20 protein-coding genes are annotated in these 22977 nt (G+C 45.6%); 3 read left to right on the top strand and 17 right to left on the bottom strand.

What is annotated here, in order from left to right; all coding sequences use genetic code 11:
• Positions 1-175: 175 nt before the first annotated feature.
• The 4 genes from LZG72_RS02680 to LZG72_RS02665 all read right to left on the bottom strand — a co-directional run bounded on the left by LZG72_RS02680 (position 176) and on the right by LZG72_RS02665 (position 1992).
• Positions 176-601 (bottom strand): PIN domain-containing protein, encoded by a 426-nt coding sequence (locus LZG72_RS02680; RefSeq protein ID WP_233867193.1) that lies wholly within the window; start codon positions 599-601, stop codon positions 176-178.
• Positions 602-604: 3 nt separating this feature from the next.
• Positions 605-853, bottom strand: coding sequence for a DUF6364 family protein (locus tag LZG72_RS02675; RefSeq protein ID WP_233867190.1), 249 nt, complete (start codon positions 851-853; stop codon positions 605-607).
• A gap of 63 nt (positions 854-916) precedes the next feature.
• Positions 917-1465, bottom strand: a complete 549-nt coding sequence (locus LZG72_RS02670) for a DNA-3-methyladenine glycosylase I (protein WP_233867187.1) — start codon at positions 1463-1465, stop codon at positions 917-919.
• A gap of 53 nt (positions 1466-1518) precedes the next feature.
• Positions 1519-1992: a lipocalin-like domain-containing protein gene (locus LZG72_RS02665; RefSeq protein ID WP_233867184.1), complete on the bottom strand. Its 474-nt coding sequence runs from the start codon at positions 1990-1992 to the stop codon at positions 1519-1521.
• Positions 1993-2043: 51 nt separating this feature from the next.
• Here LZG72_RS02665 and LZG72_RS02660 point away from each other — a divergent pair, with 51 nt between their 5' ends.
• Both LZG72_RS02660 and LZG72_RS02655 read left to right on the top strand, forming a co-directional pair.
• Positions 2044-3003, top strand: coding sequence for an amidohydrolase family protein (locus LZG72_RS02660; protein ID WP_233867181.1), 960 nt, complete (start codon positions 2044-2046; stop codon positions 3001-3003).
• Between the two features lie 109 nt (positions 3004-3112).
• Positions 3113-5269, top strand: a complete 2157-nt coding sequence (locus tag LZG72_RS02655) for a T9SS type A sorting domain-containing protein (RefSeq protein ID WP_233867178.1) — start codon at positions 3113-3115, stop codon at positions 5267-5269.
• 3 nt (positions 5270-5272) lie between these two features.
• On the opposite strand, the gene LZG72_RS02650 is transcribed toward LZG72_RS02655, so the two are convergent.
• From LZG72_RS02650 to LZG72_RS02620, 7 genes are all read right to left on the bottom strand, one after another.
• Entirely contained in the window at positions 5273-6532 is a 1260-nt protein-coding gene (locus LZG72_RS02650) for a hypothetical protein (protein WP_233867176.1), read from the bottom strand.
• 3 nt (positions 6533-6535) lie between these two features.
• Positions 6536-7789: a hypothetical protein gene (locus LZG72_RS02645; RefSeq protein ID WP_233867174.1), complete on the bottom strand. Its 1254-nt coding sequence runs from the start codon at positions 7787-7789 to the stop codon at positions 6536-6538.
• 23 nt (positions 7790-7812) lie between these two features.
• A complete protein-coding gene (locus LZG72_RS02640; RefSeq protein WP_233867172.1) occupies positions 7813-8721 on the bottom strand; it encodes a hypothetical protein in 909 nt (302 codons plus the stop codon).
• A 2-nt stretch (positions 8722-8723) separates the two neighbouring features.
• Positions 8724-9293, bottom strand: a complete 570-nt coding sequence (locus LZG72_RS02635) for a hypothetical protein (RefSeq protein ID WP_233867170.1) — start codon at positions 9291-9293, stop codon at positions 8724-8726.
• 6 nt (positions 9294-9299) lie between these two features.
• Positions 9300-9809, bottom strand: coding sequence for an RNA polymerase sigma factor (locus tag LZG72_RS02630; protein WP_233867168.1), 510 nt, complete (start codon positions 9807-9809; stop codon positions 9300-9302).
• 87 nt (positions 9810-9896) lie between these two features.
• Complete coding sequence (locus LZG72_RS02625) at positions 9897-14711, bottom strand: hypothetical protein (protein ID WP_233867166.1); 4815 nt, start codon at positions 14709-14711, stop codon at positions 9897-9899.
• 104 nt (positions 14712-14815) lie between these two features.
• Positions 14816-16333 carry a glycosyltransferase family 39 protein gene (locus LZG72_RS02620; RefSeq protein WP_233867164.1) on the bottom strand — a complete coding sequence of 506 codons (1518 nt, stop codon included), beginning with the start codon at positions 16331-16333 and terminating at the stop codon, positions 14816-14818.
• Between the two features lie 80 nt (positions 16334-16413).
• Between LZG72_RS02620 and LZG72_RS02615 the strand changes: the two genes are divergently transcribed.
• Positions 16414-16953: a pyridoxamine 5'-phosphate oxidase family protein gene (locus LZG72_RS02615; RefSeq protein WP_233867162.1), complete on the top strand. Its 540-nt coding sequence runs from the start codon at positions 16414-16416 to the stop codon at positions 16951-16953.
• A gap of 14 nt (positions 16954-16967) precedes the next feature.
• Here the strand turns inward: LZG72_RS02615 and LZG72_RS02610 are convergent, their stop codons facing one another.
• The 6 genes from LZG72_RS02610 to LZG72_RS02585 all read right to left on the bottom strand — a co-directional run bounded on the left by LZG72_RS02610 (position 16968) and on the right by LZG72_RS02585 (position 22820).
• On the bottom strand, positions 16968-17876 hold the full coding sequence (locus LZG72_RS02610) for a transporter (protein WP_233867159.1): 909 nt from the start codon (positions 17874-17876) through the stop codon (positions 16968-16970).
• A 13-nt stretch (positions 17877-17889) separates the two neighbouring features.
• On the bottom strand, positions 17890-18990 hold the full coding sequence (locus LZG72_RS02605) for a cytochrome-c peroxidase (RefSeq protein ID WP_233867156.1): 1101 nt from the start codon (positions 18988-18990) through the stop codon (positions 17890-17892).
• 8 nt (positions 18991-18998) lie between these two features.
• Positions 18999-19820 (bottom strand): MbnP family protein, encoded by an 822-nt coding sequence (locus tag LZG72_RS02600; RefSeq protein ID WP_233867153.1) that lies wholly within the window; start codon positions 19818-19820, stop codon positions 18999-19001.
• A gap of 110 nt (positions 19821-19930) precedes the next feature.
• Positions 19931-20332: a hypothetical protein gene (locus LZG72_RS02595; protein ID WP_233867150.1), complete on the bottom strand. Its 402-nt coding sequence runs from the start codon at positions 20330-20332 to the stop codon at positions 19931-19933.
• A gap of 124 nt (positions 20333-20456) precedes the next feature.
• Positions 20457-22412 carry a M56 family metallopeptidase gene (locus LZG72_RS02590; RefSeq protein ID WP_233867148.1) on the bottom strand — a complete coding sequence of 652 codons (1956 nt, stop codon included), beginning with the start codon at positions 22410-22412 and terminating at the stop codon, positions 20457-20459.
• A gap of 6 nt (positions 22413-22418) precedes the next feature.
• A complete protein-coding gene (locus LZG72_RS02585) occupies positions 22419-22820 on the bottom strand; it encodes a BlaI/MecI/CopY family transcriptional regulator (protein WP_233867146.1) in 402 nt (133 codons plus the stop codon).
• Positions 22821-22977 lie beyond the last annotated feature (157 nt).

Below are 22977 nucleotides of genomic sequence, written 5' to 3'. Positions count from 1 at the left end.
TTGTTATCTGTTAAGTAAGTAACTTTCTATATTTACTCGGAAAAGTGTAAGACCGGCTATGAAGAGTTGTTATTATTTGTTCAGGGTTGTTCGGGGGTGGTTTGGGATCGTTCGGGTGGCTATTGTCGATATCCGGCCTTTTTTTTACTCTTTTAATTTGGCTCAAATGGCTCTATTATTTTAATGTAACCCGCATCTTCAAATAGGCATCCGGTGTCATCACTGCCAGCGAGCTGCTTTTGTAATCTTTGGTATTTCGGGTTACAATCACATCCACCTTTTTGTCCGACTCTGCGGCGTAATTTTGAAGCGCATCTTCGAAATCATTGAAGTCCGAATGTATCGCACGTGATATTGTGCTTGCGTCAATCACAAGAACATCAGTAATAGAAATCAGGTCTGCTAGTTTCTCCATCACCTTTTCATGATTCCCAATTTTTCTTAGTAAATAATAGACATTACTGATAATCACCGGAGTTATACAGCCCGTAACTTGTTTCAAATTGCACAGTGAAAGAATTTTTTCCGCACTTTCCGAAAAGGGGTCGCGGTCTAAAAAGAAATCAAGAAGAACGTCGGTGTCAATTAGTATTCTCTTCATTGACTACAGATATTTTTCTGCCAATATGTTCTGCAACTCCTTTTTATAGTCGAGATCTTTGGGCGCTTTAAAAGATCCTCGCATTGACCTTACCAATGGCGTAATCTCAATCTCTTCTTCCTCAACCTCAGAAGTGATTGCCATAAGGAAATTTTCAATTAAATCTGACAGACTACGCTCCTTTTCTTTTGCGTATTTTTTTGCCTTTTGAATAACTGTTTCCTCAATCGTCAAAGTGAGCTTTGTATTCATCGTACGGGTGTGTTTGCTAAAATGTATACCTGCAATTTAGGTATTTTCTCGATTTTTTTCTGGTCATTTCCCAACCCAAAGCGGCTTCGCCGCTAAAATCTCCCGATACACCTTGCAATCTTCCACATGCGCACCGGGCAAGTATCCGATACTCATCAGAAACTCATTCACGATTTCGCCGCCAGTGAATTTGAATGTCTTTTTAAAGAGTTTCACCCACTCTTCCTTCGTTTTCGGATGGTTTAATTCCAGCCACTTCTCGAAGGATCCGTGGTCTTTTTGCAGTTGCCGGATCGTCTTTGCATTTTCGATTGCTGCATTGATTTTTAGCCGGTTACGGATGATTCCCGGATCTCCCATGAGCCTTTCCCGATCGGTTTCGGTGTACGCTGCCACGGTGTCAAGGTCGAAGTTGTCGTAAGCTTTCCGGAAACCTCCTTCTTTTCTTAAAATGGTCTCCCAGCTCAAACCCGCCTGATTGATTTCCAGTACTAGCCTGCAAAACAGCTCGTTATCATCATGGATCGGAAAACCGTATAGTTTATCATGGTAAGCTTTGTGAAGAATCCTCCGTTCCTCACTCATAAAATCGATTGCGCTGCAATAAGACATTTAATGTTTTTTAAAATGAATATCTGATTAACCAATTCAAATACGTAACTGCCTCATTTCCTGACAATCTCACGCACGTATTTTTCAATATTTACACGGTCCACATTTAACCCCGGTATCTTCTCTACCCCCGTTTGCGTTAGTGTATCTCCCTCGATTCTGACCGTAAAATGGAAGTCGTTCCCCTCCCACTCACGTGCGCTGCAATATTCGAGGAATTCGGTGTAGGTACTGTCTTTCAGCGTATATTTTCCCCCGCCAGCTACGAAAATAGAATCCGCTTCTTTCCCTTTTTTCAGGTCATGTTGTAAAAATGAAAAGTGGGTATCGTTGATGATCTTGATGAACGAAATGTTTTTGTCGTACGAGGTGACAACGGTGTCGCCTTTTTCGATCAATGTACCTTTAATCAGCTTCCAGGTTCCTGAAATGGACTTTTCGGTCTCTTTTTTAGTACCTTCATCCGTTTTTGGTGTACATGCAGTTACAGTTACGAAGATCAGGAGATAAACAGCAATCGTTTTCATGTAATATTTACTGTTAGGGTTTAGGTTAAATGTGTTTTAATAGATGTACCAATGTTGAAATCGAAAGATAGGATTTTAAATAAAACAAGACGAGAATTTCTTGGCACAGCCGGCACTTTGCTGTTGGGCTCTTCGCTTTTACCCGCATTGGCTATTGACAATGAGCCGATTATAGACATCCACCAGCATACCGATTACGCCGGACGACCGCACGATGTGCTGCTTGCGCACCAACGCGCAATGGGTATTACCAAAACGATTTTACTTCCAGCCGGAACACCTGCGTTCGGATCTTCCACGCAAAATGGTAAAACCAACGGATTGCAGGCAAAATGCTCGGGAAACGAGGTTTGTTATGAGTTTGCCCAAAAATATCCGAATGAATTTATATTCGGGGCCAACGAAGTGCCCGACCTGCCCGATGCCACAAAGGAAATTGAAAAGTACCTGAAACTGGGTGCACCCATAATCGGCGAGCTCAAATTCGGCGTGGATTGCGACTCGAAGGAAATGCAGAAAATATATCAGCTGGCAGAGGAATACAAAGTTCCCGTTTTAATGCACTGGCAGTTTGAAATGTTCAATTACAACTTTGAACGTTTCCCAAAAATGCTTGAAAAATATCCGAATGTAAACTTCATCGGCCACGCACAGACCTGGTGGGCAAACATTGATAAAAACCACACCGATCAAAAGGTTCTTTACCCGAAAACCAAAGTGGCGAAAGGGGGCTTAACGGATAAATTATTAAGCGATTACCCGAATATGTACGGGGATCTTTCAGCCGGTTCGGGGTTGCTTTCCATGACACGCGACGAAGACCACGCACGGGAATTTTTGTCCAGACATCAGGATAAATTATTGTACGGAAGCGATTGCGATGACCACGTAGGCCACGGCGAAAAATGCCAGGGAGCACAAACCATCGCTGAGATCCGGAAGCTTTCGGCCTCCAAAACCATTGAAAGAAAGTTGCTGCATGGTAATGCAAAGAAGCTTTTCAGATTGTAATGTGTGAGATTTAAAACAGGGCTAAAAAACTTCACCACGCTTGCCACGTTTCGGCAGGCTATGGTGTCTCTGGGACAGACGGTTATACATCATCTTAAACCTCTTGACCATGAGAAATACGATCTACACGCTCACATTTATTCTCCTCATCTCAGCCCGCACCTGCTTTGGACAGGGATCTTTTCAAATGGTACTGGATTCCGCCACGAAGCAGTACAAATCCATTGAACTGACTACCCCCAATTCCGGGGCGCGCGTGATGGATCACGATATTCAGGTGAAAATATTCCAGAATGTTTCAAAGCCATGGTCAACGGTTGACATTAAGATGATTTTTGGCCCTGGTGTCAACATTGACGATGTTTTCACGGTCGTATTTGAGGCTAAACCAGTCTGCGACGCACCTTGCAACCCTTCATTTGTAAACAGCGTGTGGCTCTCGACCAAAGCGATTAACAAGCCCGGCCGGACGCTCAGTTTTGACATGTCCGGGCTTGAACCGGGAAAGTCTTACCAGCTTCGAACCATCGTATATGGCCTGGATGGTATGCCATGCTCGGGCTCGGAAGTATCCCCCGTGACTTTCACCACGTCTACTTCGGGTATGCCGAAAAAGATGCTATTGGTGATCGACGAGGAATGGAGGAATACTACTTCGATTCAAAGTGCATTGAATCAATATATGACGGATGTGCAAATTACCGACCCAACCCTTATCGTCGAAAAATACTATATTGAGGATAACAGTTATGCAAAAATAGCTTTATACAATTCCATTAAACAGAAATATGGCGCCGAGCAACTTACCTATCTGTTCTTCATCGGCAACAACGCTGCTACCATGTCATTCAAGCACTTACTTGATGAATCCGGCAATGTTGTATTCACATCGGGATCTCCGACTTTCTATCAATACACCCTTCCACTGTACAAACACTACACCTACGCCGATGAATTCTATTATCTGCAGAATACCAAATACCAGAATACTTGTTTTCGTCCGCCCGTAGAAGTTCGGGAGGCCGTTTTTCAGCAATTAGGTTCCGCTCTCTCCATGGGAATGGTGATTCCGGCTCCTGCACTGAATCCCGATGAAAAGATTAATTACGTCGTCAACTATTTTGCGAAAGTGCATCGCTATCGGACCAATCAGATCAGCTTTGATAAGAAAATCCTGCTTTTTGACTCTTTCGTGAGCGAGCAGCAGGCAATGAACATGGCAGCTGGATTCGACCGGTGGACGGCTGTTCAGAAGTTGAATTATGGCCGGGATAAAGACCTGGAATATTCGGGCGACGATGCAATCTGGAAAGCGGATTTTCTGGATAAATTATCAACCCAATCGTATGAAATATTCAGTGCAATCCTGCACGGATCTCCTGATTATCATGCATTTGGGATAAACAAGGATGATATCCGAAACCTCCCTGCACTTAAAACGCAACTCATCGACCTAAGCTCCTGTAACGTTGGCAATTACCTGTCCGACATCTATCTTGCCGGTGAATACCTCGGAAAAGGGAACACCCTGAATGTGCACGCATACAGCGATCTTCTTTTTATGTACACCGTGGGAGGGGCAAGCGGCCTGGAATATCGGTTTCAAAACCATGGAGCCTTCGAACTTCTTACAAAAGGTTTCAATGTGGGCGACGCATACCGGTATTCCTCGTCTTACATTGAAAGCGAGGTCATTCTCGGTGATCCCCTCATTCGATTCAAAAATTCCGGCACACTCCCTGTTGTCCTGGAAAATTTTGATGTACAAAAAGAAGGTAATGTGGCTCAAATGACCTGGAAAACGAGCTCGGAAGTGAATAGTAGCCGGTTTGAGATCGAGCGGAGCGGTAATGCCAGGAAATGGGACCGGATCGGCGAAGTTGCTTCCGGTGGAGAAAGCGCAACGGTTCGTACCTATATGTTTACGGATAAAAAGCCGTTGAACGGTCAGAATTTTTACCGGCTGAAAATGATCGATCAGGACGCTACATTTACTTTTTCACAAATTCGGAATGCGAACTTCGAGATCGTGGCAAATGCCGTTTACCCCAATCCGACTGCTGACAAAATCCTGTTTGAAACCGCGTCCATTCAAAACCTGAAAGAAGTAACGATCTCAGACGCAGCAGGCAAAATGGTTTTTAAAACTACGAAACTGACGGAGGAAGGCATTCCTGTAAAACAATTCACCGCCGGATTATATCTTGTAAGACTCACGCAGCTTGACGGTAGTGTACAAACGCAGAAGATTGTTGTTAGAAAGTAAGGTTTAGAACGCCAATCCCAAAGTTACATTGGTGCGGAAACCGAAGGAAGTTTCGGAACTGCCGAGGTGATCCTGGAAATTGTAGGACGTATTCAGGTCGAAATAGCCGTGACGGAAAAGCCTGAGCTGATAACCGACCAATGCGCCGACCTGGATAAGCGTCGTTTCTCTTTCCAGATCCGGCGTGTCGAAATTGCTGAAACTGTGTTTGCCTTTGTAATAGCTGAATTCGGAATTCAAACCTGTGTACAAACCTGAAAACCCGTTTCCGCCCCGGCCTTTCATTCTTTGTTTTTTCTGCAAAACATAATACCGGGGCTGAATGGAAAAGTTCAGCATTTTCTCTCTTGAGTAAACCTGTGAATAGCGCACATCTCCCCAGCCATAAATGGTTTGGGGGTATTTTAGTTGGTTAAAACCATTATTCATCGCCGCGTCCAACTGGAAATTCAAAGTAAAGGAGTCCATCAGTTTTTGCTCAAATGCAACCCCCGCACGGATCCGGTTCAGGTAGTAGCCGACCGTAATCTCAGGCACCCGCACTTTCCATTGGCTGGTCATGAATTCGTCGCAAAGTAACACGTCGCAAAGCGGCCCGACACTTGTTTTCTTCCAGTCACCAAACGCGAAACCTGCCATTGCCTGGGTTGAAATGTTCCAGTTGTCCAATGCGCCGTAATAGAAGAACGGGCTATCCTGCATTAAAGCAATGGAGAAATCCATAAAACCGTGGTTCAAAAACCGGCGTTGAAAACCCAGTTTCAAGCCAATTTTAGGATCGTCATCTATTGTTCCGGGAATGTTGTAAAAGAGGGCTAAGTAGTTTCCTGAAAAGTTATTGGCGCTTTTTCCTGATTTGATCCGCCGCCGCATATCCATAAACCACCTGAGCTGCGCATCGATGACGGTACTTTGAATGGACCATTTGAATGGGGTATGCAGATCAAAATACGGAACATGGCCGGAAAGTGCGATGGAAAATGCCGGGAGAAATTTGAACTCGTACCCAAGCTGCAAAGACGTATTATTCAGGATCTTGTCGTCGGTCAATGGAAATGCAATTGCCTGATAATATTGCGACAAGCCAATTTTAAACATATGTCGAGTTGGCACTTTTGTCATAAAGACATTTTCGTACCGGTCAATGAACCGCTGTTTTAAAAGGGTATCCGAATCCTGAGAATAGGTCACCTTAACGCTATCCTGAGCATGGGACGCTACAAACGGCAGGATTAAAACGATAGTCAGAAAAAAGTTTTTCATGTGTTAGAATGTGAAGCCCACCGTCATTTTGGATGTGAAAACAGGTTTGGACTGACCCGGATAAGTAGTACCGGAAGCAAAGCCTTTCATGTAAATGAGACTCGCGTCGATGTAAATCCTGCTGAAAAGACGCTGCTGGTAACCGAGTAACAAGGATGTATTCCAACTACGTGTTTTCGTATTGCTGTTGAACTCCGGCTGGTAATTAAACTGGCTTTTCGAAAAATATATCCCGTAACCTCCTTCTACCCCGGCATACGGCCCTGAAAGATCGCTGGCGCCTTTGCCGCGTCTCTCCATGAGGTTCCTCAGGAAGTAATAACGAAACTGCGCATTTGCCCCAACCGAAAAGTACCTGTCATGCATCGATTGGTACCGGGTACTATTATAGAGCGACATGCCGGCGCCACCTTGTACAGAAAGCGGGCTTTTTCCCAGCTTTCGCTCGTAGTCCACCTCCGTCCGTACGATTTGATTTCTCACACCAATGCTGATATTCGGCATTTGAACCTTCCACTGACCTTTCACCAATTCATCACAAAAAATGACATCGCAAAATGGAGCGGCCGTGGTTTTTTTCCAGTCTCCGATTGCCAGGCCGATGTTCAGATTGGTACCCAGGATGAAATTATCCGGCTTCCAAAAAGCTTTGGTATCTTCAAAAAATGTGAACTGCCCAATTTCTTTATTAAATACCCCGACCGAGAAATCTACAAACCCATGGTTGAAAAAGCGGCTTTGAAAACCATATAATAATCCGATGCGGCCCGTGTTTTTATTACTATATGAATCGCGAAGATAGAGGGACTGGTCATAGGTAAAAGCCACGTAGGGCCCGCTGAAATTGTTTGCATTCAGCCCCGTTTCAATCCGGCTATTCATATTGTAATACCATCGCGCCTTTGCATTTGCCCAGACATTTACCTGTTTCCAGTTGAAGTGAAGCAGTTCGTTCGCCATTCCTCCATTGAACCTGCTGAACTGTGCGAATAAGGCAGCTTCGACGGACAAGGATGGAAGCAACTTGTATTCATAGGAAAAGTTTATGCCCATTCCCTGTACTTCGGAGCCCTGGTAACCTACCTTAAACATCTGCCGGGTAGGCACTTTTGTCATAAAAACATTGTCGTAACGGTCGATAAATCGCTGTTTTACAAGGGTATCTGATTCTTGAGAGAACAAGACATTCACACTATCCTGCGCGTAGGATGCCTGGATGATGCTCTGAATGCAAAGCAACCAAAGATATTTTTTCATAAAAGAAAGATTAAAAGTGCGGGTTACCTGATCGTTACATTGCCAAACTCGGCGTTGATATCGACATTAGCCAATTGGTTTCGCTTGAAGAATGCGTCTTTGAAGTCGGCCGTGTTGCGTTTCCATTTAAAGCCATTCGGCAGTTTCATGGTGGCGTACGCACTTTGAATGGTATAATCAAAGATCTGCCAATTCTTTGTCAGGAGCGTTATTTCTGCCTTTTTAGATCTTATACCCAGACTGGTCAGACCCGTGGTCGGATAAATCTCCACATTCCCATAATCCGCATCCAGCTTGATCACCCCCGCAACCTGGTTCAGATGCAGCCTGGTGTGATCGCTCGTGAAGGTAAAAACGCCCGAGATATCCGTTCCTTTGAGCTCCCCGAAAGAAGTACTCACCTGTCCTTTTCCCCTCAGATCGACGAGGTTAGTCGTACAAAAATCGGCTTTGAGCTGAATATTGTTGGTGAGACCTTTGAGTGTAATGGTGCCGAACGAATTTTTGAGGTCCACCGCGCAGGAGGCCGGCAAATGGATCACATACCGCGCTTTCACGTTTGATATGGGCTTGTTTTCGCCATCTTTCAGTACTATGTAATTTCTCAGAAAGTAATCTTTGCCGTTTCGGTCCGCGATATACTGTACCTTGGAAAGGTCCGCAGCGGCTATGTTTTTATCAGGATGCCTCGCCGAAAGTTCGAGTACGATGGTGATTTCCGCTTTGTTCCAGGTTGTCATTTCAATGTCCGCCTTTTCCGCAGTAATGTAAAGTGTGCGTACAGTGGGGCTGCCAATGGTTTTTTCAATTGTTTTTGTCGCAACCTGTAAAACCCCCTGCGCATTTGCCTGCCCCGCGATTCCGATCCATGCGATCACCAGTAAAGTCAGTCTGTATCTGTAAATAAATTCGAGCGGTTTCATATGCTTCATTTTTAAATCATTTTGGCCATTTCATTCAAAACATCGGCCTTTTGTTCTTCCAAAATCGTAACCTGCCGGATGAGCTCAACTTCCGTATTGTATTCTCCGATTGCCTGCCGCAACTGCACGGACGCATCATCGAGTTTTTCATATTCTTCCTGCAAGCGTCTGTAATCCTTACTGTTACACACCAGTGTTTCCATTTCGCAATACGCTTTTAAACGTTGGTACTGCGTGTCTGTGACTTGTCCGCCTTCATTTTGCAGGCGGGAATCCACTTTCTCAATGGAGTACGACACCTGTTGCTGCGCATCATTTTTGTAGATCAGCAAACCGAGTGACAAACCTGCTACCACCATTGCCGCGGCATACCACCAGGTAAACGTGGGTTTTTTTATCGTTTTCCGCGAAATGATCTCCCATAACAATGCGTCGGGTTCATATTCCGGAAGCTCTTTTACAGCTGCTTTTAACGGTTGTTCCGCCAGATTTTCATTCAATGCAGACCAAAGCTCTTCCCCGGGCTCGTAGTCCGGAAGTTTAGAAATTGCCTTTTTTAAAATGTGATGATTCTTTTCCATATCGTTTCAGTGCGAGGAAAGCATGCTGCGAAGTTTTCTTTTTGCGTGAAATAGCTGTGACTTGGAGGTTCCTTCCGATATATTCAGCATCACGGCGATTTCGCGGTGCGTGTAACCTTCGACTTCCGCCAGGACAAAAATCGTCCGGAACCCATCCGCTAATGAAAGTACTGCGGTTTCTAAATGCGCCGCATTGATCCCATCGTCACCCCAGTCGATCACCTCGCCGGTATAGTCGTCGAGGTTCTGCCACATTACGACCTTTTTCTTTTTTGTCGACTTCCTGACCACGATCTGTTTGATCCAGGCGCCCAAAGTGGATTCGCCCCGAAACTGGTCCAGGTGCCGAAAGACTTCCAGAAAAGCATCCTGTAATACATCATTGGCATTGTCAAAGTCACCCGTAATGCGGTAAGCCAGCGTGTACATCGCCTTTTTATACCGGTCATAAAGCAACCGCTGCGCCACTCGATCGTGTAAAAGGCATCCGGAAATAAGCTCCGACTCTGATGTCATAAGGTGATTTTTAGTGTCTTCGGGTTAAAGAGGCTCAACAAAGCGCGGATGGTTGTATGTGTAGGAAAATAATGTCGGCATTCCGCATCACCCGGCCAGGTCATCCGTCCTGGCAGCCCACAACTCTCTCAGTTTCAAAGCTTCATCCGTATCACCATGCAATGCAAAATAGCGAAGCACATGTTCCTCGATCGCATCGAGCCTTCCCTCTGCTTTGAGCCACCCTTTAATCAGGTAGGATGAATGGATACGCTCGGCATGCAGACCGAGGTAACCTGTCACGAAAGTTTCGATTGGTTCCGGCATTGCGGTCCTGTCCAGCCAGGAAGTCATAATCTTGTACGATTCTATCCATAGCGAATGAGCGCGCAGATAGTCCATCACAACTCCCTGGATCGCCGCCAGATCTGTGGCTTTCCTGAGCCAGGTTGCCAGTACCTCACGTACGGTAAGCTCGTGATCCATGTGATTTGCCATAAACCGGATTGCGAACTCCTCGATGGGCTGGATATCCTCCAACTTGTTGATATAGGCCTGAAGGGCATGTTTGGTACTTCTTTTATCAATACCTCCATTTAAATTGCTCTCAATGTCGGACTGTATCTTCCGGTAATCCCCGCCCCGGGTGAGCCACATATCGATCAGCGTGTTATTCAGGTCGGTGTCTAGCTTGTGGAGCGTAAGAAAATGGACAATGTAAGGTTCTAACCCTTCCAGCTCTCCGCCTGTTTTCAGCCAGTCGCAGGTCAGGTACCCCACAATAAGCTTGTCCGGATGTATTTCAAGAAATTTCCGGAAATATGGATTAATGAGCGTTTTGTCGCCGGGGCTTTTGAGCCACGCCGAAAGGACATATTGTGACGATGCCTTATCCAGATGTAAATCAAGATACCGGGTCACATGTTTAACATAAAGGTCGGGGTTACCTCTCCTGTTGAGCCATTCCTGCAGAATATAATGACAGTTGGCATTCCCGACGTGCTGCTCAAGAAACACGTCCGCCGACGGTTCGACCAGTTGCACACGTCCCTCGTGTTTAAACCAATCCTGAATGCGGTGATGCACCGACCAATCACCTGTATGTCGTTCGATCAGATGCTTTACCTGCTCCCAGATCGCCTCGCTATTTCTACCCTTTGCCTCGCGCAACGCATTCATGGCATTGGACCATTGCTGCTGATCGGTTCCACCGGATTTCGATTTCGAGATAATTTTTTCGATATCAACATTTTGCACACCGGTTTTCAGCCATTCCGCGATTACATAAGATGTGCTGCGCTGATCGATGTAAATTTCGATGTACGTTTTGATATAAGGCAAGATAAGAGCTGGTTTTGAACCTTTCTGCAGCCATGCAGAAAGCACATGTCTTGCGTCAATGGTATTTCCATACCATGTAAGGTGATCAACCACACATGCTTCTACCGCCTCGGGATTACCGCCATGGTTTAACCAATCCTGGATCGTAAAACGCATGTTTTCGGTCCCTTTATGGCTGCCTACAAACCTGCGGAACGGCGCCTCGATTTCATCCGGGTTTCCGCCAGCGTCAAGCCAGGGTTTTATTACAAAGCTTGCTTCATCCGTTTCCGCATGCACTTCCAGGTGGCGTTTCACGTACGGCAAGATCGTTTCAGGAGACCATTTATTTTTCAACCATACCAATATCACCGCCCGGGCATTCGAATCTTCACTGTGCGCATTGAGATAGGCATGAAAATAACCCGCGATTTCCTCAGGTTCTTTTACGCAGTCAACAACCTGCTGCAACATTTGAAAATCTTGACTGAATTGGCGCAGATACGCCAGGATATGTTCCTTAACAGGTTCTTGTCTCCCGCCTTTCGAAAGCCAGGCTTTGATCACATAACCGGTATCAAGTAAATTGCAGTACTTCTGCAGGTACAAAACCACAGCAGTTTCGACCATCTCGGGACTCCCCCCGCATTTTAACCAGCTTTGCAATAACGGATTCGCAAAACGTTGTTCGGTTTGATATTTCAAACTTTCCGTTACATACTTTGCGACAAGCTGATGCTTTCCGGTTCTGTTCATCCATGCGGACAACAGAAACGGAGCGGCATCCTCCCGATACCGGTCCCTCAGATACTTATCTACAAACGGCCATATAAAATCCGGGTCCCCATCCTTATCCAGCCAGGCCTGAAGCATAAAGCTCGCCTGCTTTTCCCCCGCATGTGCCAGCAAATATTGTCTGACATATCGCTGTACCGCGGCAGGGTTCCCATTCAACTCCAGCCAGGGCAGCAGCACAAACCCGACAATCGGGTCATCCGCGTTTTTCCAGAGATATTGATAAACGTATTTTGCAATAACCGTCGTGTCTCCGTTCGCGTCGAGCCAGGTCTGAATGACGTAACTCGCGCTTTTCTTCTCGGCATGTTTTTGTAAATAATCAATGGCGAAATTTTTGGCAAAATCATTGATGCCGAAAAATTTGATACTTCTGGACAGGATGTTCGCAGACAATTTGGCGTCGTCCGTGAATGACGGGTTTGCTTCATACCACGTGTCGAACAGGATTTTTAGAGCGGGCTCATATTTTGCATTTTCTTTCACCTTACTCAGTTTAGCCATTGCAAAACCGAGGGAATAGACGTAGGTCATGCTTTGAATGTACGGGGCAAAAAAATCGACGTGGGTGGATAGCAATTGTATCCGGTCCGGTTCCGTCAAAAGAGAAGTGACACCAATAATGTAGTTAACCGATTTAAGATCAATGCTTTTGTCACGGATCGACTGATCGAGCATTTTAAAGAAAAAATCACTTTTATCCCGCATAAACTCTTGTTCTACAATCCGTTCCATGGATCTGATAAAGCTGTTGACCAGCCCGTTCGTGACCGCCATTTTAAAAATGACTCTCAGTTCGGAATCCAGAAGTGCCTTTTTTCTTTTCAGGTGACTGATCAAAACCTCGTCCGCAATGGTATCATGAATGGGCCTGAGCGTTTGATTATCGGTGTATTCTATCCAACCATCTTCGGTTAATGCACTGAGATATGTGCCGAGATTGGAATCGTACAAAGCGTCCAGCGTTTCGCCATCCGCAGGCAGCAATGCGAAAACCCGGAGCACGTTTTCTTCAATTTTTATAAAATCGCTTGTCCCGAGCGTCAGCGCCAGCCGCTTCCTGAGCCACACGTTGAATCCCAGAGATGCCGGAATCTGTGTTAACTCCCTATCCTCCCCAATCGGAAAGTTTTCGTGGAGAAATCGCAGGAACACCGCGAAAGACGGTTTAAGAATAAAGAAATCCTGATACTTATAGTCGAATTTGATACTGATCCCGCCAATAATACCTTTAATGATAAAATTCTGATACTTTCTTTCTTCCGCAGCATTCTGTTCCAGATTTATATCCAGAAAATAATGCTCCTCCGGAAATTTCGAGCTGCCACGGTATGTCTCGCGACAGTTGGCCAACACCTTGACAGTCAGCCCGGAAATGCCATTCATCAGATCCGAAGCCAGTTTTGCCGAAAAAAAAGCGCTTTCCTCAATGTAGTCGAACAGCAGCAGATATTTTCGTGGAGCCGATTCCAGATACTTTTTCAGTTTGTCGAAAGACCAGTCGCCCGGTTGTACCCGGATAACCTGCCAGCCTTCCCCTGCCATTAAATGCCCCAGTTCGAACATCAGCCTGGTTTTACCAATCCCACCCTGGCCGGAAATGATACATCCGTCAAAACGGTCATTCGGTGAATCGACAAGGTTTCTTACAATGTAATCTTCTGTATAAAAAGCGGCACTAACGCCCGGCTCCCTGCTAAATGTGTTGCGGCTTATATACGGGAGATTTTCACTCGACAAATACTCTCCGTACTTTTTAGGCTTGCGATCCGCCTTTTCATCCTGCTCAACAGGTGCCGGAACGTGTACGAGAACCTGAAATCCGTCCGGTAAATCCACCTTCGAAAGACTCTTCCGTATCTCACCGAGTGTGTCAGCGAGAGTATCGATTTTTTCGCCTATCTCAGGAATCAACGCGGTATCTTTCGCGATCACCTCCAGTACATCAAATATCTCCCTGAGGTATGGAAATACCCTTTTGAATTCCGCATTAACCGCCTTCTTGATTTCAGAAATTTGATCTTCAAACCCTTCTTTAAGTTGGTTTTCAAAAGAAGAGGATTTTCCGGATTTCAAGATTTCTATTTCTTCCAGGATCTTTTTGCTGAATTCCAGGCTTTTTCCCTGGCCTAGAAGAACTTCCCTCTGCTGTTTGTTGGCTTCTTCCAGCGCCCAGATCTGGAAAGCTTTAAATGCCCTGTCATTTTCCTTGTTCTTGAGTTCTTCTTTGTACGCAAGGTCAAACATGACAGGCAGGTTTGCCTCCATGTACTCCCGCAGTTTCACGATCTCTTCGTGCGATTCGTCTACATTTGCCAGGCTAAAAAGGTAGTTGATCAGCCGCTCAAAACAATGCGCCGATTCCCCGGCCAGATAGCTTTCAAGTTCCTCCTTTTTGAATGTCTCAGAATCGAATTGGGCTTTGAGGTCTTTGGAAAAATTGTCCAGCACCGTTTTAATGGGTTCAAACGGATTTCGCAACTTTTGCAGAAGCGACAGGTCGGCTTCCTGTTCTTCCACATACATACGCTTCATAAACCCGACCGCCCTGAGCATCGCGCGTTTTATCAGCTTATCCAGATCATGATTAAGGTCGTTCGGGTGGGTTTTAATGAGAAGTTCTTTAAACTTTTCATACTCAAATGCAACGAATACGTGCTCAGCAAGATCCGGGGCAGCTTTCTCGAGAATTTTCGAGGCAGCCGAAACGGTAAGCAATAGGCCCATCGAGCTTGACTCTGTTGCTACGGTGATAGCGCCTTTAGCCAAAAAGCCGCAGAGCGCAGGCAAATCGGAAGAACTGTACATGGAGGGAACGTGATCTGGTTAACTTCTAATGCTACGAAGAAATTAACAAAATCGAAAGCAGGTATGGTTGATGTAAACTTTTTTGCGGCTCAGTGACTCCGTAATTACCATTTATTTTTCTCGATATCCTCTCTCAAAATTGCATTAATGGAAACTTTTGCGTCCAGCATCACATAAATACTGGTACCTTTTTCACGCGCATATTTTGTCTCAACGCTACCTGTTTGCCGGATACTCTTGAAAAATGCCTGCTCCCTTTTCCGCTCTTTATCATCGTCATCCGCATTCTGGACAAGGATGATGTTTTTAATCTCTTCATCCAACGGGATCCAATTGATGTAATCGGCATTCATGGTTACTGCGCCTATGTTTTCAAAACGCGAATAATAGTTGATTGCACCCGCCTGGCCATAATTATCGCACAATACCAGCGTATGTTTTTTATCCGGGATCTTCGCATATTGAGCATCAACTTTTTGGGCTAACTCTTTCCATCCCAGCATGTCGGCAAAGTCCTGCGGCAGTTCATGATCTTTCCCATCCTCCCATCGCAACAACCCGAAATCCCGGTAAGGCTTCGAATTTTTAGCGATTTCGTCCGGACTTTTCGACGGAAATGCAACCTGGTACATCGGAACAAAAAACGCCGCGATCAGTAGCACAGCCGCCACCCGGAACCAGTAAAGCTTTTTGACCAAAACACCTTCCAGATAAACCGAACCGAATGCGAGAAAGATCGGGTACAAGCCGATAGCATAATATCCTTTGGCGCGGAGGTATATGAAAATGGCTAATGTAAAAACAAACGACCAGAAGAAAACCTGGTATTTGCGGAATGGGGGGTAAATGAAAAACGAAACAAATGCGGCCAGAATGACGAACTGTGCACCCATAAAAAAGATCACCTGTTCTTTCAGAAAGTCCAACCGGTTTACATTGACCAGCTGTGTGTCGGCCAGCAGCTCCATGTGATGGATTACCGGGAAACCATTCTGATACTGCCAGATTAGATTTGGCAACGCCATCAAAAGTGCGATCAGCGCTGAAATGTATAATGCCTTGTTTATGAAGATCTTGCGGTGAGGACTGATTAGTAAAGCCGGCCCGAGTCCCGCGACAAGGAACAGGATATTGTATTTGTTCAAAAAAGAAAAACCCAAAACCACTGCCGCGAAATAGAGCCATTTATTTTGTTCGGTTTTAATGTATTGAAGCGTACAGAAATAGATCAGCGTCCAGCTGAGCACGTCGACGGAATTGGGCTGGTAAAGCAGGTTTAACCGGAGCAAAACGGATAAGGTAACGGCTGTTGCGCCCAGTACGAGCGCGAAAAGGTCCCCGCCCAATGCCTCAATCGCTTTCCATACCACGACAAGTGTCAGAACACCAAAAAGGGCGGGAAAGAATTTAACCCAAAACTCGGAATTGCCCAACAAAAGAATCAGATAGGAATTCCAGGAAGTAAACGGGGGAACGGACAAATAGCCCCATGCGAGGTGTTTACCCTGATCCAAATGCAGGAATTCGTCCCGGTGCAGATCATAAGCCGGCGACAGAATGAGTCGATGCAAACTAAACTTTAACAGGATGAAAAACCAGAGGACGAGCGTTCGTTTTGGCATACTTTGAATCTTTGGAAATCAATGTAGTTTTTTTTCTGGAATGATCTTTGTTGCTGTATACTAAAATAATATGCGCAACTATGGACAGCATCAATCAACAACAAGAAGAAAAAAACCGCGAAGACCTTTTCGGAAAAGAAGCCAGTGCTAAAATCAAGGAAATGGCCAAGGATGCCAATACCTGCTTTTTCTGCACAGGAATGTCGGCCGGCAAACCGATGAACGTAAGACCTATGTCGATCCAAAAAGCCGATGAAGAGGGGAATTTCTGGTTTTTAAGTGCCAGCGACAGCCACAAGAATCTGGATATTCAAAACGATCCGGGCGTTCATTTACTGTTTCAAGGCTCCAAGTATTCCGACTTTCTCAGTGTTTACGGTCATGCAACGATCACGACGGATAAAGAAGTGATCAAGGAATTGTGGGAGCCGATTCTGAAAACCTGGTTCACCGAAGGAATTGACGATCCGCGCATTACGGCCATTAAAGTAGAGACGCGGGAAGGATATTACTGGGACAACAAGCATGGAAATGCGATTGCATTTGCAAAAACCCTCATCGGCGCAGCCGTCGGAAAAACGATGGATGACTCGATTGAAGGAAAGCTCGTTAAGTCATAACGTTTGCCCCATTTTTAAAACAAAAACCCCACCTGCACCAAAACCCGTTCTTTTGCAATCACGTGGCCGGACGAGCTTTTCTGGGCCAGTGGTTTTTGACCATTGATCCCCAGTGTCCATTTGTTTGAAAAAAAGGTAAGCCCGGCAGTCGCATTCAGCAGCTTTCCGCCCGTTTCTTCCAATACGTCGCCATTTTTAACACCGTGTTCCGAGCTTTCACCGTAAACCCCCACACTTGGAGTAACCGAAATGGTTCCTATCCTGAATGAACGATACAGATCCACAGTACCAAAAAGCTGGTTGCCGAAACGGTAATCCTGGGAGTTTGTGGTATTGAATTTGCGTGAAACATTCGTAGCCAATCCCCATTGGTCTTTATTGATCGTGTAAAAAGCATTGACTATGAAGTCCGTGCTGCCGGTACCGAGCTGAAAATTTGCATTGGCTACCTGCAGTGTATTATTTTCATCGAACTTAAACTTTCCGGTAGGGATTTTCAGCCCGCCGCCTACCATCAGGGTGTGGGTAAATGCCCCCGATTCTTCCTTGTCCATCAAGGTGTTGAGCAGGTTGTAGTTGGCCAGTATCGTTACATCACCCAGTCCGTTCTGCTTTTTAGTATCTGCCGAAGTGACCTGGCGATCCACCCGGTAAGGTACAAATGCCATTACCTGGACACGTTTCACCGGAAAAAAGCGCCCATAGACCTCGCCTACATTAAAGTGCTCCTGCGTTCTCAAAACTTTGCTGTCGGCATGTGTCACAAAGTTCAACCGCTGGTACCGGACACCGATCAGCGACTTATGCGATTGCGGCAGCAACCCGAAATAAGCGCCACTATTGGCACAACCGCATATATCACAAGCATTTACATCCAGGAATGCAGCCATGAAAAAGCTAAGAAAAATATATTTGAGTTTCATATAGTCTGTTGAATTAGAATGACGTCCCGACTCCCGGGTCCGACAATTTGGCTTCCTTACTAAACTGGTCATCGCTCAGCGTGTTTAGAAATGCGATGATGGACTGTTTTTCCGAATCCATCAGCGCAATGCCCGGTTTCCCGTTCGACTGGATCAAAAGCGGATCGAGCGTCTCGGATTGGTGCACACTATCCGAATAATGATTCAGTACCTCCTGCAAGCTATGGTACCGGCCGTCGTGCATATAAGGCGCAGTAAGTCCCACATTTCGAAGGCTCGGCACCTTGAACTTATGTTTGTCCGCCGCATCTGCTGTAATTGCAAACCGGCCTTCATCATTGATCCTCATCGGAACCAGTCCATTATTCCGAAAACTATAATCGGTGAAAAGCTCGCCGGTATGGCACGATGCGCATTTACTTTGAAACAGCACCATCCCCGCCTTTTCCTGCGCATTCAATGCCGAGGCATCCCCTTTTACATAATAGTCGTATTTCGAATTGGCGGAAATCATTGTCAGCATAAACTGCGAAAGCGCTTTCATCATCCGTTCCGTATTGATCTCTTCGCTGCCAAATGCTTTTTTAAACATTTCGGGATAATCAACAGGCTTTTTAGCACCGGCTAATGGTGTGTTCTGCAGTTTTGTAATCACATTCTTGACCGTCTCTCCCATTTCCACCGGGTTTTCAATGGGGTTAAATGGCACAAGATCCAGATCATGCACGCCGCCATCCCAGAAAAAAGACGGATTCCACGCCATATTCTGAACCGACGGCGAGTTGCGCGTCCCCAATAAATCGTCGACGCCGTGGCTGAGCTCGTGACCGTGATGGGTAAATGCGGCAACCTGCTGGTGACAAGTTCCGCAGCCGATTTGTCCGGTGCGCGAGAGAATTCCGTCGTAAAACAAAAAACGGCCCAGCTCCACACCTTCCTCGGTCAGCGGGTTTCTGGTCATATCGTAAACCGGATCAGGAAAATGCGCCGGCTTTTTCCAGGACAAAGGTGTGGGCCCGGAAGTACCAGGCCCAGGCGCAGGTTCCTTTTCTTTGCCGCAGCAAAGCATAGCAAAAGCGAGCAGTCCAAGAAATCCTTTGTTAAAAATGCCCATTGACTGACTTAATGAATGTGGTCTACTGAAAACATCCTGGCGTAATTGTTCGCAATCTCCTGCGATTTAACCGGTTGCTGACTCATGATGCTGTTAAATGCGGCGATGGAGACATTCGTTCCCGGCCCGTTAAAGACTTTCTGAACGTCGGCAAAAAGGTGCACTTCCGGGGATTTTTCGGTGGTTACGTTTGCTTTCAATGTCCCGAAATCCAGTTTCACCACGCGCGTATTGTTGACCGTTTTTACATCATAACCGCCAAAAAGTCCGATGTGGTAGTAAAACTTACCGTTGGAGGAAGTTGCCTTCGAGGAAGTACCTTCGAGCTTCATGAAGATATACCCGGAATTCCAGGCCCAGTACATGCCATCTTCCATCGAACCACCCGGATCGAGTACGCCGGTCCGCTTTTCGACAGGCAGCGTATTTCGCAGGCTGTCCACTCCAACCATAAATTCCACCCCCGAATATTCGCCGACCGGCACATTTGGCAACTTCACCAATTGTGATTCTTTTTTATCTTCCATTACCAGAAAATAGCTCGAATCCTGTGGGACAACGTGTGAAGTACCGTCTTTGCGCAGAAGTTTTATATTGGAAATGAAGTAGTTGAATTTAGTAATTACAAAGTCTTCACCGACTGCATTCAGGTTTGATGGTCCGTTCAAAACCAGGTTTTTATCACCCACTACGTTGTCAAACTCAATGGTGAGCGACCCTTTCTGGCCCGGTTCGGGAACAGGATTGTCGGTGTTATCGTCACAGGAAATGAATGCGAACAGGGAAATTGCGACCGCAATGCCGCGGAGTATTAGGTTTATTTTTTTCATGATATATAAGGTCCCGAAACAGCCGACATCAATGTTGCGCATTGCAACATGATAACGCAGGCAGCAGCCAGGAATGATTAATAGTGGATAAAAAAAAGAAGGAAAATCTGCTAGCGGAGTGGCGGGTGGAAGAAATCCCTGGTGAAATCGGAGGCATTCAGCGCGTTGCTGTAATCGAACTTCACCGGCATTTCGATATCCCAGGCAATGCTTTCGCTGAATATACTGGCGAAAAACATACCATTTACGGAGGTTTGCGCCGAAAGCAATTTGCTTAAAAAGTCACTTTCAGCCTGCTTTTCTTCTTGCTTTTTCGCGTCGGCGATTTTTTTGGCGAGGTAACATTTACCGTCGCAATGCAGCTGGGGACGGTTGCGATTTTCACAAAGTGTAGCGACAATAAAGTCTTTACGAAGCTGAAAATCAAGGTAAATAACGGGGATAATGCAAACCTTGATCAGCAAAACTGATAGCAGAAAAAGGCCGATGATTTGTTTTCCCCTGATCCTCAATGTAAAAAACGGGTTTGTCTGGTAACCGCGTAAATATAACGAACAAAGCTTTCGACAAACATCTTTTACCTCAATTAAAAAAAAGGCTGACCGAACGTGCCGGCCAGCCCGAATTCGCAGGAGCTTATTTAAGATCTTCCAGGTCCAGAAAAACACCTGTTCCGTTCATTCGGACCGGCCCGAAGTACAAACCGTGCCCCGGCCGGATGTTATATTGCAGTTTCAGCCTATTCTGCAGTTCTGCCGGTTGCTTTTTACCATTTACGATGAGCTCATCATCACTCAACCCAAACCATTCAATCTCTTGCGGGTTCGCGATAACCCGCTCATTCACAAGTTCATTGATCACACCGCGCACCCGCGCCTGATCCGCTGAAATATCCTGCTTCGGAGGCATTTGCTTCACACCCGTTGTGTTTGGTACGGCCAGAGGTTTTGTGTCCTTTTTTCGAAATCCTTCCCGGTCCTTCGACCAGTCGTTCACATTTTTATTCGAGTTGGTATTATCCTTGGCCCAGTTCCTGTCTTTTTGATCCATTACATCTTTGCTCGAAGCCTTCAACGAATTCAGATACTCTTGCCTTTCCGCCGCTGACTTCGATAATTGCTCTTTTTTAAATTGTTGTTTGCTAGACTGTGAGTCGTTCCAGGCCTGATCCACTTGTGAAAGAAGTCCGGTATATTTTGGCAAATCAGTTTCAGGGATTGCGGAACCATTGATTTTAAGTGCGACCAGTTTACTATTTACGATCTCCAAGTCATAGAGGTTATCTTCTGAATCCTTCACCGTCATGGTCCGGTTCGCCCGATCTTCATTACTGTGGTCAAAACGAATGGTTTTGAACTTGTAAATTGTATCGGGTGCATGCACTGATACTTCTTTTGTCATCTTCTCAACAATTTCCATAACCTGGTTCACCTCCGTTTCCCTATTCAGAATTTCCTTGTGTCCGATTATTTCATTTTTCGCTACTTTTTGCTTTTCAATGCCGATTACCTTCTTCTCGATGCGGTTGTGAAAGCCGTTTTCCTGGTCATTTTGAGACGTTACCGAGACATAGCCAAATCCCGAGATCACTAAAAGTCCGGCAAGCAATACGATTTTTTCCATGATGCTAATAGGTTTATTTTTCTGATAAATGATTCGTTTTAAACGGTTTGCAAGCTGATTACTGCGAAGGCTTAATGCCATTGCGGGAGTACCTTTCTGTTCATCATAAGTCTGAAAGGAAAGTAAAGCTTCCAGGTAATTGGTCTTAAATGACGTGTTGGCGAGCACAATGTCGTCGCAGCAAATCTCCCGTTGCTCGCGGATCAATGCGGATAGCCAGAGTACGCCCGGATTAAAAAAGAAAATGGTTTCCAGCAAGCTTTGCAGCAAGTTTACCAGATAATCCCTGCGGCGAATGTGGGCGAGTTCATGCAACAAAATCGTCTCCACCTGCCCGGAAGATAACTGTAAAATCAGCCCGAGCGGCACTAATATCACAGGTTTGAAATGCCCGATCGTTACCGGAATTTTTACGATCCCGGATTGCGATACACGCACAGTTTTCGTTATTCCTATTTTTTGACCCAGCTTTTGCGCCAGCGCCTGCCAATGCGCATCGACCGGCAGTACCCGCGTTTTCCGGATCTTTTCGACATAGAGCAATCCACCGGCAAGATGAATGCATTTAGTTACAAAGAAGATAACCCAAATCAGCACAATCCAGCCGGAAAAATGATCAATTGCATTGGATATCTGAGCTATCACATCCCTGTCATCTGCCAATGTATGAAACGCCAGGACTTCCGCACGGGTATTCTGATAAAACACAAACTCTGAACGGGCACCTGTAAACGAAGGTGTGGTGTCAGATTCTAAGTAAAAGACGTAACCGCTCGCAAGTGTGAACAGAACCAGGCATGTCGCCAGCAAGTTATATCTCAGACCAGACGATGATTTTTGCGTTGCGACCAACACGCAGCCGGCCAGAGCAGCTGCCAGTACACCGATCCAAACTGAATGCACCAGCGTCCAGCAAATCACTTTTACCGATTGATTATCAACCATATGCTCAAAAAATGATAGCTCCATAGCCCGCTATTTTTGGTCGATCTTTTTGATCAGTTCTTTAAAAGTCTCCATTTCTTGCTGCGACATTCTCTTGTTGCCCAGCAATTGCATCATAAGATTCCCGGCCGACCCGTTAAAGATGGTATCGACCACTTTGTTCAGCAGCAAATCCTTCGTTTTAGACTCTTCCTGCGCGGCCGTGTAAATGTGTTTCACCTGACTTTCGTCCTTTGTCAGCAGTCCTTTTTCGACCATAATCTGCATCAGTTTGAGCGTAGACATATAAATCACGGCTCTTTTATTTGCATTCAGGTGATCATTCACAAACCTGGCCGTCGAGGGGCCAAACTCCCAGAGTACCTGTAGGATTTCGAGTTCCGACTTCGTTGGTTCCTGATTTTCAGGATTTTTCGCGGTATTATTTTTCATAAGCCAAACATAAGAAACATTTCTTACATAACTAAGAAATGTTTCTTATTATTTTAAATGAAAATTGATTTTTTCGGGCTGGCGTTTCCCGAACCAGAGATCTTCACTTTTCCGAAGGATACGGTAAGTGTTTTTTTCCAATAAATTGAGGGCAAAT

The sequence above is a fragment of the Dyadobacter sp. CY323 genome (assembly GCF_021390245.1).
Taxonomy (GTDB): domain Bacteria; phylum Bacteroidota; class Bacteroidia; order Cytophagales; family Spirosomataceae; genus Dyadobacter.
This window is presented reverse-complemented; position numbering and strand designations above follow the sequence as displayed.